Below are 15,040 nucleotides of genomic sequence, written 5' to 3' on the forward strand. Positions count from 1 at the left end.
GTCTATCTGCCACGACAAAAAAGCCAATATTTTCCGGATATTGGCGCAGAATCCTGATGTGTTTTGAAAATTGGGGGCCGGCCGGCGTTTGGCAGCGGTACGAGGAGGCCACTATGTGCCAGCGCCGGCCGGCCGACCCCACGGACCCAGGAGATGCGGCGGACCTGAGCATCATGGGGTATTCTTCGGGTCGAACCGGCGATCTAGCCTCGTGCCGGTTACGTCTAAGGGCTGCACATTTGCGCAACAACTTATGGAAATCAACCGTTTCTTAACCAAGCCTCGCAAATCGCTTGGATTAAGGTAAATTCGTAACCTTGTCGCGTTGACTGGCCAATTGGTGTTCGGTGCTAAGCCGCCTTGGCGACGACGCGATTGCGGCCGCCGCTCTTGGCTTCGTAGAGCGCGAGGTCGGCGCGTTTCATCAGCGCGGAGACCGTGTCTAGCCCCTTCAGCACCGACGACACGCCGACGCTGACGGTGACTTCGACGGCCTTGCCTTCGGTGCCGACGGCAAACGGCAGTTGGGCGATTTCGGCGCGAATGCGCTCGGCGACCTTTTCGGCTACCGCGCCGTCGGTGTCCGGCATGACCACGACGAACTCCTCGCCGCCGAAGCGGCAGGCTAGATCGATGCCGCGCACATTCTTGCGCAGCCGCCGCGCGAATTCGCGCAGCACGTCGTCGCCACCGTCATGGCCATGCGCGTCGTTGATGCTCTTGAAGCGGTCCAGATCCGTGATCATCACCGATAGCGGCCGGCGCCGTGCCACGGCGCGGTCGAACAGCGTCTGCAAATGGCTGTCGAGATAGCGGCGGTTGTGCAGGCCGGTCAGGGCATCGGTCACCGCCATCTCGATGGTCTGGGTGACGCTGGCGCGAAGCTGGTCGTTGTAGCGCTTGCGGCGCACCTGCGTACGCAGCCGCGCCGTCAGCTCCTGCTGGTCGATCGGCCGCATCAGATAGTCGTTGATGCCGAGTTCGAGGCCGCGGATGATACGCCCCTCCTCGCCCTCGTCCGCCAGAAGGATGATCGGCAGGAAACGGGTGCGATCGAGCGAGCGCAATTGCGAGCAGAGCCTCAGCGGGTCGAAATCGGCGAAGGCCGTCGAGATCATCACGCATTCATACGGCTGCTCGGCGGCCTGGAAGAAGCCGGCATGCGGATCGTTGGCGACGTCGAGATCGGCACTGCCGCGCAGCATCTTCTGGATGCGCTCGAACGAGGATTTGCGTTCGTCGACCAGCAGGACCTTCGGCACCGCGTCGTCGGTAGCGAAGTTGCGGCTCAAAAGCTCCTCGATGCCGATATTGCGTGTCGTCGAGGCGCGCAGCCGCAGCTCGTCGGTGAGCGACTTCAGCCTGACCAGGCTCTTGACGCGCGTCATCAACTGCAGATCGTTGACCGGCTTGGTCAAAAAATCGTCGGCGCCGGCCTCGAGGCCGCGCACCCGGTCCGAAACCTGGTCGAGGGCGGTGATCATCACGACCGGGATGTGCGATGTCGCCGGGTCGCCCTTCAGCCGCCGGCAGACCTCGAACCCGTCCATGTCGGGCATCATCACGTCGAGCAGCACGACGTCGACCTTGCCGTTCTCGCAGATCTCGATCGCATCCGGCCCGTTGGTGGCGGTCAGAACCTCGAAATATTCGGCGAGCAGCCGAACCTCCAGCAGCCTGACATTTGCTGGGATGTCGTCGACGACGAGGATCCGCGCGGTCATTTCACAAAGCTCCGGCTCGGCTGGAAAGGCGCATCAGGCATCGCCCAGGTAGGATTTGATGGTCTCGATGAAACGCGGCACCGAGATCGGCTTGGAGATATAGGCCTCACAGCCGCCCTGGCGGATGCGCTCCTCGTCGCCCTTCATCGCGAAGGCGGTGACGGCGATGACCGGGATGACGTGGAGATCGTCGTCCTCCTTCAGCCATTTGGTGACCTCAAGGCCCGACACTTCAGGCAGCTGAATGTCCATCAGGATGAGGTCCGGCCTGTGCTGCCGCGCCAGATCCAGCGCTTCCAGGCCGTTGCGTGTACGCACCGTCTCGTAGCCGCTCGCTTCGATCAGGTCGCGAAAGAGCTTCATGTTGAGCTCGTTGTCCTCGACGATCATAACCTTCTTTGGCATCGATTTCCCGTCCCGGCTGGCCTTCCACTCGAAGGGTGCCGTCATGCGCTCCTTGTCGGCACGCACCAAACCTGTTCCCACTATACGGCAATATGATTGACGAAACGGAAACCGGCCGCCCGAAAAGCGTTCGGATTCCAGGTCGGCGAGCTTGCTGCCGGCAACACTTGCCACTACTGCGAAAACAGAACGATTCCGCCCACGAAGGAAGGTAGCGATGGCAAACCCAGCGTCAATGCGCGAGGAAGCGGAAACGATTGCCGTAAAGGCGTTGGGCTTCGTCGCCGCCGATCCGGAACTTCTGCCCCGTTTCCTGGCGATCACCGGCATCGAAGCCCATTCCATCCGCCGGGCCGCCGGCGAGCCGGGATTCCTGGCCGGCGTGCTGCAGTTCATCCTCGCCCACGAGCCGACGCTGATGCGTTTTTCCGAGGAGACCGGAACGCCACCCGCCGCAGTCGGCAAGGCATTGCGGGCGCTCCCGCTCGGCGACGACAATCATGAGCATTCGATATAAGCGGCGATCCCGAGACAGCGGATAGATCGAAGAACTTGCCGCCGACGACGGGCCAGTGCTGATACTTTATGGCGTTGCCTCTTCCCCACTGTCGTCCGTCCCAATGGGGTCGGCCGGCTTCAGCATGGCGCCGTTGACCATCACTGAACCGTCGGCCTTGGTGTTGATCACCCATTCAAGCCGGCCGTCCGGCAGCGTCTTGCCAAACCCTTTGATCGCCAGCGCGCCGGTGAAATACTGCGCGGCCTGCGGGTCCGTCTTCGCCGCCGTCTGCAAGGTCTCCACGATCTTATCGTAGCCGGTGATGTCGATTGTCACATCCGCACGCGGCTTCTTGCCCGGGAAGGTCATCTCGCCTTCCATCGCAATCTCGATGTTGCCGTTCTTGATCGTGCTGTGTCCGAGAATGGCCTTTGGCGTCTTGGCCAGGAAATCGGCGGAGATCTGGTTGCCGAAATCTGCCGGCAGCGGTGGATCCTTGCTGAAATCAAGGGTTTGGATGGTTTTCTTCGCCATGGTGTCCAGATCGATGTTGGCGCCGCCGAAGTTGAGGTCGATATCCGTCGGCAGCAACGCAACGCTCCAGCTGGGCAGCACCTGCTGCGGTATTGTCAGGCCGGAAACCTTGAACGCGTAGTTGATCTTGCCGTCCTTGGCGATGCCGTCCATGCCGATGGCGGTATTCAGTTGCGTCGCACCGAACTTGCCGACCGGACTCTCCACCACAAAGTCCTTGAAGCCGTAGGTGCCGTCGATCCGCTCCCACAATGGCAGTGCTGCCGTCAGAAGCGATTTGAACTCCGTCTCATCCGCCTTGAATTTGGCTGCATCGTCAGTTGCCACGATGAAAGCAAGCAGGTCGAGCAGCGGCTTTGTCCGCAAACCCTTGCCGGTCGCATCCACGGAAAGTTCAGGCGCTTTTACAGCAGCCGGAAAACTCAACCCACTTTTGGGATCGTTGACTTTGATCGTTTCGGCGAAGTTCGTTATTTTTTCCGTCACCGTGAAATCGATGCCGCCATTTGCGGATTTGGTCGAGACTATTACGGCAGTGCCAGGACCGACCGTGACATCCGCCTGCTGCTTGGGCTCTCGGGTGGTCATCGTCATGCCAGCCATCGAACCGGTTGCGCTCGCGAAAGCGGCCAGGTCGGGGTCATAAACTCCGGTGAACTTGTTGTCCGACACGGAGAAGTCGATGTGCTGCGCCCCCTCAGGGCCAACGAAATCGATAGACCCCTTCGGGGACACGTCCGCCGAAACGTCCCAGTGTCCATCTTTGCGTGGCTTGACCAAGATGAAGTAAGGCGTGACGTCGAACTTGAAGGCTTGCTGCTTTGCCATCAAATCCGTGACTGGCTTGAAGTCGAAAGCGAGCTTGTAGGCATCGCCGTCGACTGAAATTTTCACGAACCCGATATCGAACAGCTTCTTGCCGATGTAGTGCGCCAGATCGTCGGAAAGCTGCTTCGCGCCTTGCTTGTCGACCGCTTGGCCGAAGGCCGGTGCGCTGCAGGCAAGAAGTAAAACAATTGGCAAAACGCGCTTCATGTCGATCCTCACTTAATCGCGGCCCTCAAGCCGTTTCTATCACTGGTAGGCAAATACCATCACAGCCGCAAGAGAAGGCCTGTGTGCTGCTGCGGCTGTTACAGCACCAGCCGCACCAGCGGCCGGCCTGGCTTGCGTTCGACCAGCCGCTGGAAGCCGGCTTTTTCGAAGACCCGCGACGAGCCGACGAACAGCCCGATCGAGCGCGAATCCTTAGACAGGTCGATCGGGCAGGCCTCGATCAGCCGCGCGCCATTTTCCCGTGCGAACTCGATGCCGCCCGCGACCAGACGGTGCGACACGCCCCTACCCCGCGCCTTGGCCCGGATGAAGAAACAGGAGATCGCCCAGACACCCGGATCGGTCGCATCGGCTGGGTCGAGGGGAGCCGACCCCCTGCCCTTATTGTTCCACTCGGGCACGTCGGCGCGCGGGCCGATCTGCATCCAGCCGACCGCCTGACCACCCTCGAAGGCCAGCAGACCGGGTGGTGGCCCGGCCTCGATCCGCGCCTTGATATGGTCCTTGTTGCGCTCGCGGTTGCTCGCGCGGCGCGCTGCCGGCGACAGCCGGAAATGGGTGCACCAGCAGCCGTAGCAGGCGCCTTGCTTGCCGAAAAGATCTTCGAAATCCGCCCAAAGCTCGGGCACTAGCGGCGCTATGGTCGTATTCATGAGCTCTCTCCCGGCCCACCGCCTTGTCGTGGCGTCCGTCCTGACGTACCATTGCATTTGTTCTCTTTATGTTCGCAGCGATGGCGGCCCCTGTCAACAATCCCGAACACGGTTTTTGCCGCGACTGCCTGAGTTTTCAGCGCAGCGAGGCACGCCGTTGCGAGCGCTGCGGCAGTCCACGGCTCGCCCGCCATCCGGAGCTCTACCGGCTGCGCCTTGCCCATATCGATTGCGACGCATTCTACGCGGCGGTCGAAAAGCGCGACAACCCGGCGTTGAAGGACCGGCCATTGATCATCGGCGGCGGCAAGCGTGGCGTCGTATCCACCGCCTGCTACATCGCCCGCATCCATGGCGTGCGCTCGGCAATGCCGATGTTCAAGGCGCTCGAAGCCTGCCCGGAAGCGGTGGTCCTCCCGCCGGACATGGAAAAATACGTCCGCGTCGGCCGCGAGGTGCGCGCCATGATGCAGGCGCTGACGCCGCTGGTCGAGCCGCTCTCGATCGACGAGGCCTTTCTCGACCTCGCCGGCACCGAGCGCCTGCATGGCCTGCCGCCTGCGGTGGTGCTGGCGCGCTTCGCACTCAGCGTGGAAAAGGAGATCGGCATCACCGTTTCGGCGGGCCTTTCCTACTGCAAGTTCCTGGCCAAGGTGGCGTCGGACTTCCGCAAGCCGCGCGGCTTTTCGGTGATCGGCGAGGCGGAGGCGACCGGCTTCCTGGCTGAGCAGCCGGTGACGCTGATCTGGGGGGTCGGCAAGGCCTTTGCCGCCACGCTCGAGCGCGACGGCATCCGCACCATCGGCCAGCTGCAGCGCATGGAACGCGGCGACCTGATGCGCCGCTACGGCGTGATGGGCGACCGGCTCTACCGGCTTTCGCGCGGCGAGGACGACCGTCGCGTCGTTCCCGACCAGGACGCGAAAAGCGTCTCGGCGGAAACCACTTTCGACACCGACATCGCCTCCGTCGACGAATTGGTTTCGGTGCTGAGGGCGCTGTCGGAAAACGTCTCGGCCCGGCTGAAGAAATCCGGCATTGCCGGACGCACCGTCGTCCTCAAGCTGAAGACCCAGGATTTCAAAATCCGCACGCGCAATCGCCAGCTCGGCGATCCGACCCGGCTGGCCGACCGCATCTTTCAGACCGCGCTCGAGCTGCTGCGCAAGGAAGCGGATGGCACGAAATACCGGCTGCTCGGCATTGGCGTCAGCGATCTCTCCGACGATGACCGGGCGGACCCGCCCGATCTGGTCGACGTCCAGTCACGCAAGCGCGCCATGGCCGAAGGCGCCATCGACACGCTGCGCGGCAAGTTCGGCCGCAGGGCGGTGGAGACCGGCTATACCTTCGGCAAGGGCCGCGACGCCCATCCGCCCGAACCGGTCGAGGAGTGATAGTCAGGTGCGCCGCAGATCGATCCGGGTGGTCACCACACTCTTGCCGGTTTTCGGATCGGTATCGACGACGGTCAGCCGCATGCCGTCCTCGCCGTTCTTCTCGACCGTCATTTGCGCCGTGCGATCGCCATTGACCTCCTTGGCCCAACGGATGCCGAGATTGATCGCGTTGCCGGAGCGGCTGCCGCTCAATTGCGCCGGCCCGGTGCGCGATCCGACATAGGTGCCGCTGTATTTCGTCCCGCTGGACTTGAGATCCGCGCTGATGGCGCGCGTTACCACGATAAGACCGCGGCAACTGCCGTCGAGCGACAATGAGCTCGACGTCGCGTCGGAATTGAAATGACAGGAGACATTCACCGTCGGCGCATCGGTGGTGACCTTGACGATGCCTTTGCCGGCGAAATTCCCCTGGAACGAGCGAAGAAAATCCGGATCGTCGGCATGCGCTGCGCCAGCCCCGGCGGTCAGGCAGCCGGCAAGTACAAATCGTGCAAGTGATTTCATCGGACCGCTCCTCGTTGGTATCCAAAACACAGCACGCAAACACTGAAAGACCAACGCTTCCCACAGCGGCGGGTTCCGGCTTCAACATCACTGCATGCAACGCTTCACGGCTGGCCCAGCCGAATGCGTCGGCTAGCGGTTGCGATGAGCGCTCCGGCTTGCGACATAGCCGCATGGCACCCGCACCCTCGATCCCCAAGGCCGCGTTCTGGATGGCGCTGTCGATCGCCTCGTTCCTGGCGATGTCGGTGGCTGGCCGCGCCACGACGGCCGAACTCAACGTCTTCCAGGTGCTCGAGCTGCGCTCGGTGATCGGCTTTTTCATTCTGCTGCCGCTGGTCATGATGTCAGGCGGGTTTGCGGCGATGCGCACCGGGCGTCCGCTGGCCCATATCGCCCGCAACGTCGTCCACTATACCGGCCAGGCTGCCTGGCTCTACGCCCTGACGCTGATCCCGCTTGCCGTGCTGATCTCGATCGAATTCACGACGCCGATCTGGACCGCTTTGCTGGCGGTCGCTTTCCTCGGCGAAAGGCTCTCCCGGCCACGGCTCGCGGCGATCGTGCTCGGGCTGATCGGCGTTGTGATCATCGTGCGTCCGGGCGTCGGCGCGGTCAATCCGGGGCATGTTATCGTGCTGGGAGCCGCGGTCTGCTTCGGCATCTCGGTGGTCCTCGTCAAGTCGCTGACGCGGACGGACAGCGTCGTGCGCATCATCTTCTGGATGCTGATCATCCAGTCGCTGCTTGGCCTGGTCCCGGCGCTTTACGAATGGCGCAACCCGCCGCTCGAGCTCTGGCCGTGGATCCTGCTGATCGCCTTCACCGGCATGTCGTCGCATTTCTGCATGGCACGCGCACTTGTCTATGCCGATGCGACGGTCATCTCGCCAATGGACTTTTTGCGCGTGCCGTTGTCGGCGGTGATCGGATGGCTGCTCTATCACGAGCAGATCGACGCCTTCACCGCCGGTGGCGCCCTGCTGATCCTGCTCGGCAATCTGCTCAATCTGCAGCGGAGAGCACCGCAACCGGCGGAGATCGCCGCGTCATAAGCGTGCGCTAACTCTTAGACCAGCTCCACCTCGACCACGCCCGGCACAGCGCGTATAGCCGAGGCAATCTGCGGCGAGACGCGGTAGCGGTTGGGCAACTCGATCTCGACCTCGCCCTCGCCGCCTTCCTTGATAACGATGATGCTCACCTGACTGTCGCCACGCTGGCCAAGCTGCGATTGGATTGTCGATGCCGGTGCGTCATTCCTGACGAAGATTCGCAACGCCTTCTGGATGCGGCTTGCCTCGTCCTCCAGCGACTGCACGGTCTGGATGCGCAGATTGACGCCTTCCGGCCTGTCCTCGGCCGAAACGGTGATGACCACCGAGCGGCCGGGTTCGAGCAGGTCGCGGTATTGCGCCAGCCCCTCGGAAAACAGCACCGCTTCATACTGGCCTGAGGTGTCGGAAAATTGCACGACGCCCATCTTGTTGCCGGTGCGCGTCTTGCGCTCCTGCTTGGTGGTGACGGTACCGGCGAGCCGGCCGGCGGCAGCACCGCGTTTGACGGCGGCCGAAAACTCGCCCCAGGTCTGCACCCGCATTTTCTGCAGCGCCGCCTTGTATTCATCGAGCGGATGCGCCGAGAGATAGAAACCAACCACCTGGAATTCGCGGTGCAGGCGGTCGGCGGCGAGCCAGGGGTCGGTCGCCGGCAGGTTGAGCGCCTGCGACTGTGCGCCGAGCGAGGCGCCAAAGATGTCGTGCTGGCCAGTGACGGCATTCTGCTGCGCCAGCGACGCCAGCCCCATCATCCGCTCGACGCCGGCCATCATCGCCGCGCGGTCATGACCGAAGCAGTCGAGCGCGCCGGCCATGATCAGGCTTTCGAAGACGCGCTTGCCGACGATCTTCGGATCGACCCTTTCACAGAAATCGGCGAGGCTCTTGAACGGTTTTTCGCCGCGCGTGGCGACGATGTGCTCGACCGCCGCGTCACCGACGCCCTTGAGCGCGGCCAGCGAATAGAAGATGCGGTTCTCGCCGACCTCGAAATCCCGGAACGACGTCATCACCGACGGCGCCACCACCTCGATGCCGAGGCGTAGCGCATCCTGGCGGAAATCGGCGAGCTTGTCAGTATTGCCCATGTCGAGCGTCATCGATGCGGCCAGGAATTCGACCGGGTAATGCGCCTTCAGATAGGCCGTCTGGTAGGAGACGACGGCATAGGCGGCGGCATGCGATTTGTTGAAACCGTAGTCGGCAAACTTTGCCAGCAGGTCGAAGATGAAGTCGGCTTGCGGCTTGCCGACGCCGCGCTCGACCGCGCCCGAAACAAAGCGCTCGCGCTGCTTGTCCATCTCGGCGCGGATCTTCTTGCCCATGGCGCGGCGCAGCAGATCGGCTTCGCCCAGCGAATAGCCGGAGAGCTCCTGCGCGATCTGCATCACCTGTTCCTGATAGACGATGACGCCTTGCGTCTCCTTGACGAGATGGTCGATCTTCGGGTGGATCGACGCCATCTCCTCCTCGCCGTGCTTTCTGGCATTGTAGGTCGGTATGTTCTCCATCGGCCCCGGCCGGTAGAGCGCGACCAGCGCGATAATGTCCTCGATACAGTCGGGCCGCATGCCGATCAGCGCCTTGCGCATGCCGGCACTTTCCACCTGGAACACGCCGACCACCTCGCCGCGCGACAGCATGGCGTAGGTTTCGGGGTCGTCGAGCGGAATGTGGGCAAGATCGATCTCGATGCCGCGGCGGCGGATCAGCTTGACGGCCCTGTCCAGCACCGTCAGCGTCTTCAGGCCAAGGAAGTCGAATTTCACCAGCCCGGCCTGCTCGACATATTTCATGTTGAACTGCGTGACCGGCATGTCCGAGCGCGGATCGCGGTACATCGGCACCAGCTCCGACAGCGGCCGGTCGCCGATGACGATGCCGGCGGCGTGCGTCGAGGCGTGGCGGTAGAGACCTTCCAGCTTCTGCGCCGTGTCGAGCAGCGTCTGCACGATCGGCTCGCGCTCCGCCTCTTCGGCAAAGCGCGGCTCGTTGGCGATGGCGTCGGCGAGCTTGACCGGATTGGCCGGGTTCGACGGCACCATCTTGCTCAGCTTGTCGACCTGGCCGTAAGGCATCTGCAGGACGCGGCCGACGTCGCGCAGCACCGCGCGCGCCTGCAGTGTCCCGAAGGTGATGATCTGGCCGACCTGGTCGCGGCCGTATTTCTGCTGGACGTAGCGGATGACCTCCTCGCGGCGGTCCTGGCAGAAGTCGATGTCGAAGTCGGGCATCGACACGCGGTCGGGATTGAGGAAGCGCTCGAACAGCAGCGAAAAGCGCAGCGGGTCGATGTCGGTGATAGTCGTGGCATAGGCGACCAGCGAGCCGGCGCCTGAACCGCGGCCCGGGCCGACCGGAATGCCTTGTGCCTTGGCCCATTTGATGAAGTCGGCGACGATCAGGAAATAGCCGGGATATTTCATCTTCTCGATGACCCCGAGCTCGAAATCCAGTCTCTCGCGATATTGCTCGACTGTATAGCCGGGCGTCGGCCCATGCGCCGCAAGCCGCGCCTCCAGCCCTTCATGCGCCTGCCTGGCAAGCTCCTGCGCCTCCGCCTTGACCGCAGCATCGGCGTCGGCGACATCGCGGCCGGCAAAGCGCGGCAGGATCGGATTGCGCGTCTTCGGGTAATACGAGCAGCGCAGCGCGATCTCGACGGTGTTGTCGATTGCTTCCGGCAGGTCGGCGAACAGCCTCGCCATATCGGCCTGGCTTCTCAGGAAGTGGTCGGGCGAAAGGCGGCGGCGATTGTCGGCCGCAACTACCGAGCCTTCGGCGATGGCGATCAGGGCGTCATGCGCCTCATAGTCTTCACGAGAGAAGAAAAACGCCTCGTTGGTGGCAACCAGCGGCAGATCGTGGCGGTAGGCGAGATCGACCGACGACTGCTCGATCGTGCGGTCGTAGCCGGAGACGCGCTCCAGCTCGACATAGAGACGGTCGCCGAACAGGCTCTTGAGCGCCAGGAGCCGGGTCTCGGCGAGTTCGCGGCGATCCTCTTTCAAGGCAGTGCCGATCGGACCGCGCGGCCCGCCCGTAAGGCAGATCAGACCGTCGGAATGGCCCTGCAGCATCTCGCTCGTCAGATGCACCGCTTCACCGGGCGGTGTCTCGAGGTAGACGCGGCTGACCAGCCTGACCAGATTGCTATAGCCGGCCTCGGTTGCGGCGATCAGGACGACGGACCGCATCTCCGGTCCTTGCCGCCTACGGTCGCGCTGGCTGTCGCTCGCCTCGCCGGAAAAGGCGAGGTCGATCTGGCAGCCGATGATCGGCTGGATGCCGTCCTTCACCGCCTTCTGGGCGAATTCCAGTGCGCCGAACAGATTGTTGGTGTCGGTGACGGCGATCGCCGGGCACTCGTCCTGCACTGCATGGCCGACGATCTTGCCGAGCTGCAAGGCACCTTCGAGCAGCGAATAGGCCGAATGCACGCGCAGATGAATGAACCGACGCGCCGCCGCCTCCGCCCGTGACGCCTTTGCATAGGCCTCGCGCAGCAAGGGATCGCGTGGAAGTCTCTCATCCGCCATGGTTTTTTCGCGCCGCCTCGCAAGGACTCAGTCGATGAAGATGTATTGTCCGGCAGCAGATAACACGAGTCCAGCGGTAGTGATTGGGCCGTGAATCCATAAACTGGGGTTCACCGAGATGGCTTGGGAAGCGGACGTTGCCATGCGTTCCCAAGCTGCTAAGCCTACTCCGTGTTGGAAGGTAGCGCGCATGTCACTTTCGCGATTCGTTGAGAAGTGGACTACATATCCCCCTGAGTCAGTCTCGGAGGAGGATTTGGGTGCTGCTGAGCGGCAGCTAGGCGTCCACTTTCCCGAAGACTATCGACAAGCAGTACTTGACGTCGGGTTGCCTCGGCCCACAATCGCGCTTTTACACGCGATCGTCGAGCGTAAACTGGATCTGCATGATCTTGCTAACTTCTATTCTCCGAAGGAGATAGTTGAGGAAACGCTTGGCTGGCGTGAGATCGGGATGCCTGATCGGCTTGTAGCTATCGCGAGCGATTCGTCCGGAAACAAGTTCTGCTTCAATGCAGACCAGCTTGGCGATGACAGCGCCGACATGCGGGCAATTTGGTTCTTCGATCACGACTTTGGAACCGTCGATGAGATTGCACCAAGTTTTTATGCCTGGATTGACGCCTTTTGCGACGTCGAGCCGTGGCACGAGGAGCCGAGCTAGGTCCACAGCACTCACCGCGCTAGTCGAAAAGAAGCCTGAAACACAAAACCCGCCTCAAAGGCGGGTCGTTGGAGCCAATTAGCCCCATACGCAAATTAGTAGCATAGCTGCCGGCACAAAGCAAGAACAAAATACGTTGTGAGGGCAAAAAAGCCAATTCCTGACGGCCTCGCCTTCTCCCTCCTCCATTGGGCGTGCCCAACCAATTGCAAGGTCGCGTTCCTTCGCGCCCCCTCTGTCCTGCCGGACATCTCCCCCCTCTAGTGGGGAGATTGGCTGTCATCTCGGCTTCGCCAATCTCGTAGGGTGCAGAAGGGGCACTGTCCCCGAAGCTGCCGATCTCCCCCCTGGAGGGGGAGATGTCCGGCAGGACAGAGGGGGGCACTGTCCCGCCAACCTTGGAAGAGTATCAAGGCGGTTTTAGCCTCACGCGAATTCCATGATCACCGCATCGACCGCAAGGCTGTCGCCGGGCTTGGCGTTGAGCTTCGAGACGATGAGGTCGCGCTCGGCGCGCAGCACGTTTTCCATCTTCATCGCTTCGACCACGGCAAGCGTCTCGCCGGCCTTGACCTCCTGCCCCTCGACAACGGCGATCGACACGACGAGGCCGGGCATTGGGCAGAGCAGCATCTTTGAGGTATCCGGCGCGATTTTTTCAGGCATCAGCCTTTCGAGCTCAGCGGTGCGCGGCAGCATGGCGCGACCTGTCACCGACATGCCTTTCCAGGCGATGCGGAACCCGTTCAGCACCGGCCTGACTTGCGCCGCGACCTTGCGGCCGCCGACCGTGCCGCGCCAGATGAGATCGCCCGGCCGCCAGTCGGAGGTCACCGTCAGTGGCTCGCCGCCGTCGATCGACAGGTCAAGCTCGATCGGAATGGAAATCATGCCTTCGACGATGGCCACCGAAAGATAATCCCGGCCGATCTTCACCACCCAATCGCGTTTCAAGGCACCCGAATGCGGCGCCAGCCGCCCGCCCAGCCGGTCGAGCCGGTCGCGGCGCAGCAGTTCCACCGCGGTGGCAATCGCGGCCAGCACCGCTTTCTCCTCGGCGTCTGGCACGATCGGCGCGAAGCCGTCGGGGTATTCCTCGGCGATGAACCCGGTCGATATCTGACCTTCCCGCCAGCGCGGATGCTGCATCAGCGCCGCCAGGAACGGTATGTTGTGCTCGATGCCGTCGACGACGAAACTGTCCAGCGCTTCCGACATCGCGTCTATCGCCGCCAGCCGTGTCGGCGCCCAGGTGCACAGCTTGGCGACCATCGGGTCGTAGAACATCGAGATTTCCGAGCCTTCGGTGACGCCGGTATCGTTGCGGATGACGATTTCGCCGAATTTTCCCTCTTCCGGCGGCCGGTATCTCGTCAGCCGGCCAATCGACGGCAGAAAATTGCGATACGGATCTTCGGCATAGAGGCGGCTTTCCACCGCCCAGCCGTTCAACTTGACGTCGCTCTGCTTGATGGCGAGCTTTTCGCCGGCTGCCACGCGGATCATCTGCTCGACCAGGTCGATGCCGGTGACGAGTTCCGTCACCGGATGCTCGACCTGCAAGCGCGTGTTCATTTCCAAGAAATAGAAGTTCTTGTCGCTGTCGACGATGAATTCGACCGTCCCGGCGCTCTGGTAGTCGACCGCCTTGGCCAGCGCCACCGACTGCTCGCCCATGGCTTTGCGGGTCTTGGCATCGAGGAATGGCGACGGCGCCTCCTCTACGACCTTCTGGTTGCGGCGCTGGATCGAGCATTCGCGCTCGCCGAGATAGAGCGTGTTGCCAAGCGCGTCGGCGAGCACCTGGATTTCGATATGGCGCGGATCGACGATGAACTTTTCGATGAAGACGCGGTCATCGCCGAACGAGCTTTTGGCTTCCGACCGCGCCCGGTCGAAGCCGTCGCGCACCTCTGCCTGGCTCCAGGCGATGCGCATGCCCTTGCCGCCGCCGCCGGCCGAGGCCTTGATCATCACGGGATAGCCGATTTCGCCGGCTATTCTTTCGGCATGGGCGGCGTTTTCGACGACGCCGAGCCAGCCGGGCACCGTCGACACCTTGGCCGCATTGGCGAACTTCTTCGATTCGATCTTGTCGCCCATCGCCTTGATGGCCTTGGGCTTCGGGCCGATGAAGACAATGCCTTCCTGCTCCAGCGCTTCGCAGAAGGATGCCCGCTCGGACAGGAAACCGTAGCCGGGATGCACGGCCTCTGCTCCTGTGGCCTTGCAGGCGGCGATGATCTTTTCCGGGACCAGATAACTTTGCGCAGCCGGCGAAGGCCCGATATGCACCGCCTCGTCGGCCATTTCGACATGCACAGCGTCGCGGTCGGCGTCGGAATAGACCGCGACGGTGGCGATGCCCATCTTGCGCGCCGTCTTGATCACGCGGCAGGCGATCTCGCCACGGTTGGCGACCAGGATCTTTGTGAACATGCAGGCCTCGTCCCTCGGCTGCCCTTCTTTTACGGGCTTCCCGTTTTATGGGCTTCAGGGGGCCGGTCAAGGCAAAGTCGGAGCCTATCCCGGATGCAAATCGGCGGGCGCTGACGAAAATCCGGGGTCGGAACGTCGCTTCGTGCATAGCGCAGAGCTGAATGGTAAGTTAAATCTAACCTGGATTGCAGACTGTCTTGGGAGGATTGCCTGATGAAAACGCGCGCCGCTGTCGCCGTCGCCGCCGGAAAGCCGCTGGAGATCATGGAGGTCGACCTCCAGGGCCCTCGCGATGGCGAGGTGCTGGTCGAGATCAAGGCAACCGGCATCTGCCACACCGACGAGTTCACGCTGTCGGGCGCCGACCCGGAAGGCCTGTTTCCGGCGATCCTCGGCCATGAGGGCGCCGGCATCGTCGTCGACGTCGGCAAGGGCGTCACCTCGGTCAAGAAGGGCGACCATGTCATCCCGCTCTACACGCCGGAATGCCGGCAGTGCCCGTCCTGCCTGTCGCGCAAGACCAACCTGTGCACCGCGATCCGCGCCACGCAGGGACAGGGCT

Annotated in this window: 12 protein-coding genes; 5 read left to right on the forward strand and 7 right to left on the reverse strand. The window is 62.6% G+C overall.

Annotation, left to right across the window (positions count from 1 at the left end):
- Positions 1 to 350: 350 nt before the first annotated feature.
- Both NKH70_RS13855 and NKH70_RS13860 read right to left on the reverse strand, forming a co-directional pair.
- Complete coding sequence (locus tag NKH70_RS13855) at positions 351 to 1,724, reverse strand: PleD family two-component system response regulator (RefSeq protein WP_352720919.1); 1,374 nt, start codon at positions 1,722 to 1,724, stop codon at positions 351 to 353.
- 33 nt (positions 1,725 to 1,757) lie between these two features.
- Complete coding sequence (locus tag NKH70_RS13860) at positions 1,758 to 2,174, reverse strand: response regulator (protein WP_348625950.1); 417 nt, start codon at positions 2,172 to 2,174, stop codon at positions 1,758 to 1,760.
- Positions 2,175 to 2,346: 172 nt separating this feature from the next.
- Between NKH70_RS13860 and NKH70_RS13865 the strand changes: the two genes are divergently transcribed.
- Positions 2,347 to 2,646: a DUF3572 domain-containing protein gene (locus NKH70_RS13865; RefSeq protein ID WP_352914172.1), complete on the forward strand. Its 300-nt coding sequence runs from the start codon at positions 2,347 to 2,349 to the stop codon at positions 2,644 to 2,646.
- 66 nt (positions 2,647 to 2,712) lie between these two features.
- Here NKH70_RS13865 and NKH70_RS13870 read toward each other — a convergent pair whose 3' ends face one another.
- Positions 2,713 to 4,197 carry a hypothetical protein gene (locus tag NKH70_RS13870; RefSeq protein ID WP_353025450.1) on the reverse strand — a complete coding sequence of 495 codons (1,485 nt, stop codon included), beginning with the start codon at positions 4,195 to 4,197 and terminating at the stop codon, positions 2,713 to 2,715.
- 98 nt (positions 4,198 to 4,295) lie between these two features.
- Positions 4,296 to 4,871, reverse strand: a complete 576-nt coding sequence (locus NKH70_RS13875; protein ID WP_353025452.1) for a GNAT family N-acetyltransferase — start codon at positions 4,869 to 4,871, stop codon at positions 4,296 to 4,298.
- A gap of 68 nt (positions 4,872 to 4,939) precedes the next feature.
- On the opposite strand from NKH70_RS13875, the gene NKH70_RS13880 reads away from it, so the two are divergent.
- Positions 4,940 to 6,268 carry a DNA polymerase IV gene (locus NKH70_RS13880; protein WP_353025454.1) on the forward strand — a complete coding sequence of 443 codons (1,329 nt, stop codon included), beginning with the start codon at positions 4,940 to 4,942 and terminating at the stop codon, positions 6,266 to 6,268.
- A gap of 3 nt (positions 6,269 to 6,271) precedes the next feature.
- Here NKH70_RS13880 and NKH70_RS13885 read toward each other — a convergent pair whose 3' ends face one another.
- Positions 6,272 to 6,778, reverse strand: coding sequence for a hypothetical protein (locus tag NKH70_RS13885; protein ID WP_353025456.1), 507 nt, complete (start codon positions 6,776 to 6,778; stop codon positions 6,272 to 6,274).
- Between the two features lie 173 nt (positions 6,779 to 6,951).
- Here NKH70_RS13885 and NKH70_RS13890 point away from each other — a divergent pair, with 173 nt between their 5' ends.
- A complete protein-coding gene (locus NKH70_RS13890) occupies positions 6,952 to 7,833 on the forward strand; it encodes a DMT family transporter (RefSeq protein WP_353025457.1) in 882 nt (293 codons plus the stop codon).
- 14 nt (positions 7,834 to 7,847) lie between these two features.
- Here the strand turns inward: NKH70_RS13890 and dnaE are convergent, their stop codons facing one another.
- Positions 7,848 to 11,375: a DNA polymerase III subunit alpha gene (gene dnaE / locus NKH70_RS13895; RefSeq protein WP_353025458.1), complete on the reverse strand. Its 3,528-nt coding sequence runs from the start codon at positions 11,373 to 11,375 to the stop codon at positions 7,848 to 7,850.
- 190 nt (positions 11,376 to 11,565) lie between these two features.
- Between dnaE and NKH70_RS13900 the strand changes: the two genes are divergently transcribed.
- Positions 11,566 to 12,039, forward strand: coding sequence for an SMI1/KNR4 family protein (locus NKH70_RS13900; protein WP_353025460.1), 474 nt, complete (start codon positions 11,566 to 11,568; stop codon positions 12,037 to 12,039).
- Positions 12,040 to 12,465: 426 nt separating this feature from the next.
- Here NKH70_RS13900 and NKH70_RS13905 read toward each other — a convergent pair whose 3' ends face one another.
- Positions 12,466 to 14,478, reverse strand: a complete 2,013-nt coding sequence (locus tag NKH70_RS13905) for an acetyl-CoA carboxylase biotin carboxylase subunit (protein ID WP_353025462.1) — start codon at positions 14,476 to 14,478, stop codon at positions 12,466 to 12,468.
- Between the two features lie 213 nt (positions 14,479 to 14,691).
- Here NKH70_RS13905 and NKH70_RS13910 point away from each other — a divergent pair.
- On the forward strand, positions 14,692 to 15,040 hold a 349-nt coding region (locus NKH70_RS13910; protein WP_353025464.1), incomplete at its 3' end, for an alcohol dehydrogenase catalytic domain-containing protein.

The sequence above is a fragment of the Mesorhizobium sp. M0991 genome (genome assembly GCF_040318915.1).
Classification (GTDB): domain Bacteria; phylum Pseudomonadota; class Alphaproteobacteria; order Rhizobiales; family Rhizobiaceae; genus Mesorhizobium.

Excerpts from the sequence above, each read along its gene's own strand:
- NKH70_RS13855 (WP_352720919.1), bottom strand. The coding sequence starts at position 1,724 with ATGACCGCGCGGATCCTCGTCGTCGACGACATCCCAGCAAATGTCAGG.
- NKH70_RS13860 (WP_348625950.1), bottom strand. The coding sequence starts at position 2,174 with ATGACGGCACCCTTCGAGTGGAAGGCCAGCCGGGACGGGAAATCGATG.
- NKH70_RS13865 (WP_352914172.1), top strand. The coding sequence starts at position 2,347 with ATGGCAAACCCAGCGTCAATGCGCGAGGAAGCGGAAACGATTGCCGTA.
- NKH70_RS13870 (WP_353025450.1), bottom strand. The coding sequence starts at position 4,197 with ATGAAGCGCGTTTTGCCAATTGTTTTACTTCTTGCCTGCAGCGCACCG.
- NKH70_RS13875 (WP_353025452.1), bottom strand. The coding sequence starts at position 4,871 with ATGAATACGACCATAGCGCCGCTAGTGCCCGAGCTTTGGGCGGATTTC.
- NKH70_RS13880 (WP_353025454.1), top strand. The coding sequence starts at position 4,940 with ATGTTCGCAGCGATGGCGGCCCCTGTCAACAATCCCGAACACGGTTTT.
- NKH70_RS13885 (WP_353025456.1), bottom strand. The coding sequence starts at position 6,778 with ATGAAATCACTTGCACGATTTGTACTTGCCGGCTGCCTGACCGCCGGG.
- NKH70_RS13890 (WP_353025457.1), top strand. The coding sequence starts at position 6,952 with ATGGCACCCGCACCCTCGATCCCCAAGGCCGCGTTCTGGATGGCGCTG.
- dnaE (WP_353025458.1), bottom strand. The coding sequence starts at position 11,375 with ATGGCGGATGAGAGACTTCCACGCGATCCCTTGCTGCGCGAGGCCTAT.
- NKH70_RS13900 (WP_353025460.1), top strand. The coding sequence starts at position 11,566 with ATGTCACTTTCGCGATTCGTTGAGAAGTGGACTACATATCCCCCTGAG.
- NKH70_RS13905 (WP_353025462.1), bottom strand. The coding sequence starts at position 14,478 with ATGTTCACAAAGATCCTGGTCGCCAACCGTGGCGAGATCGCCTGCCGC.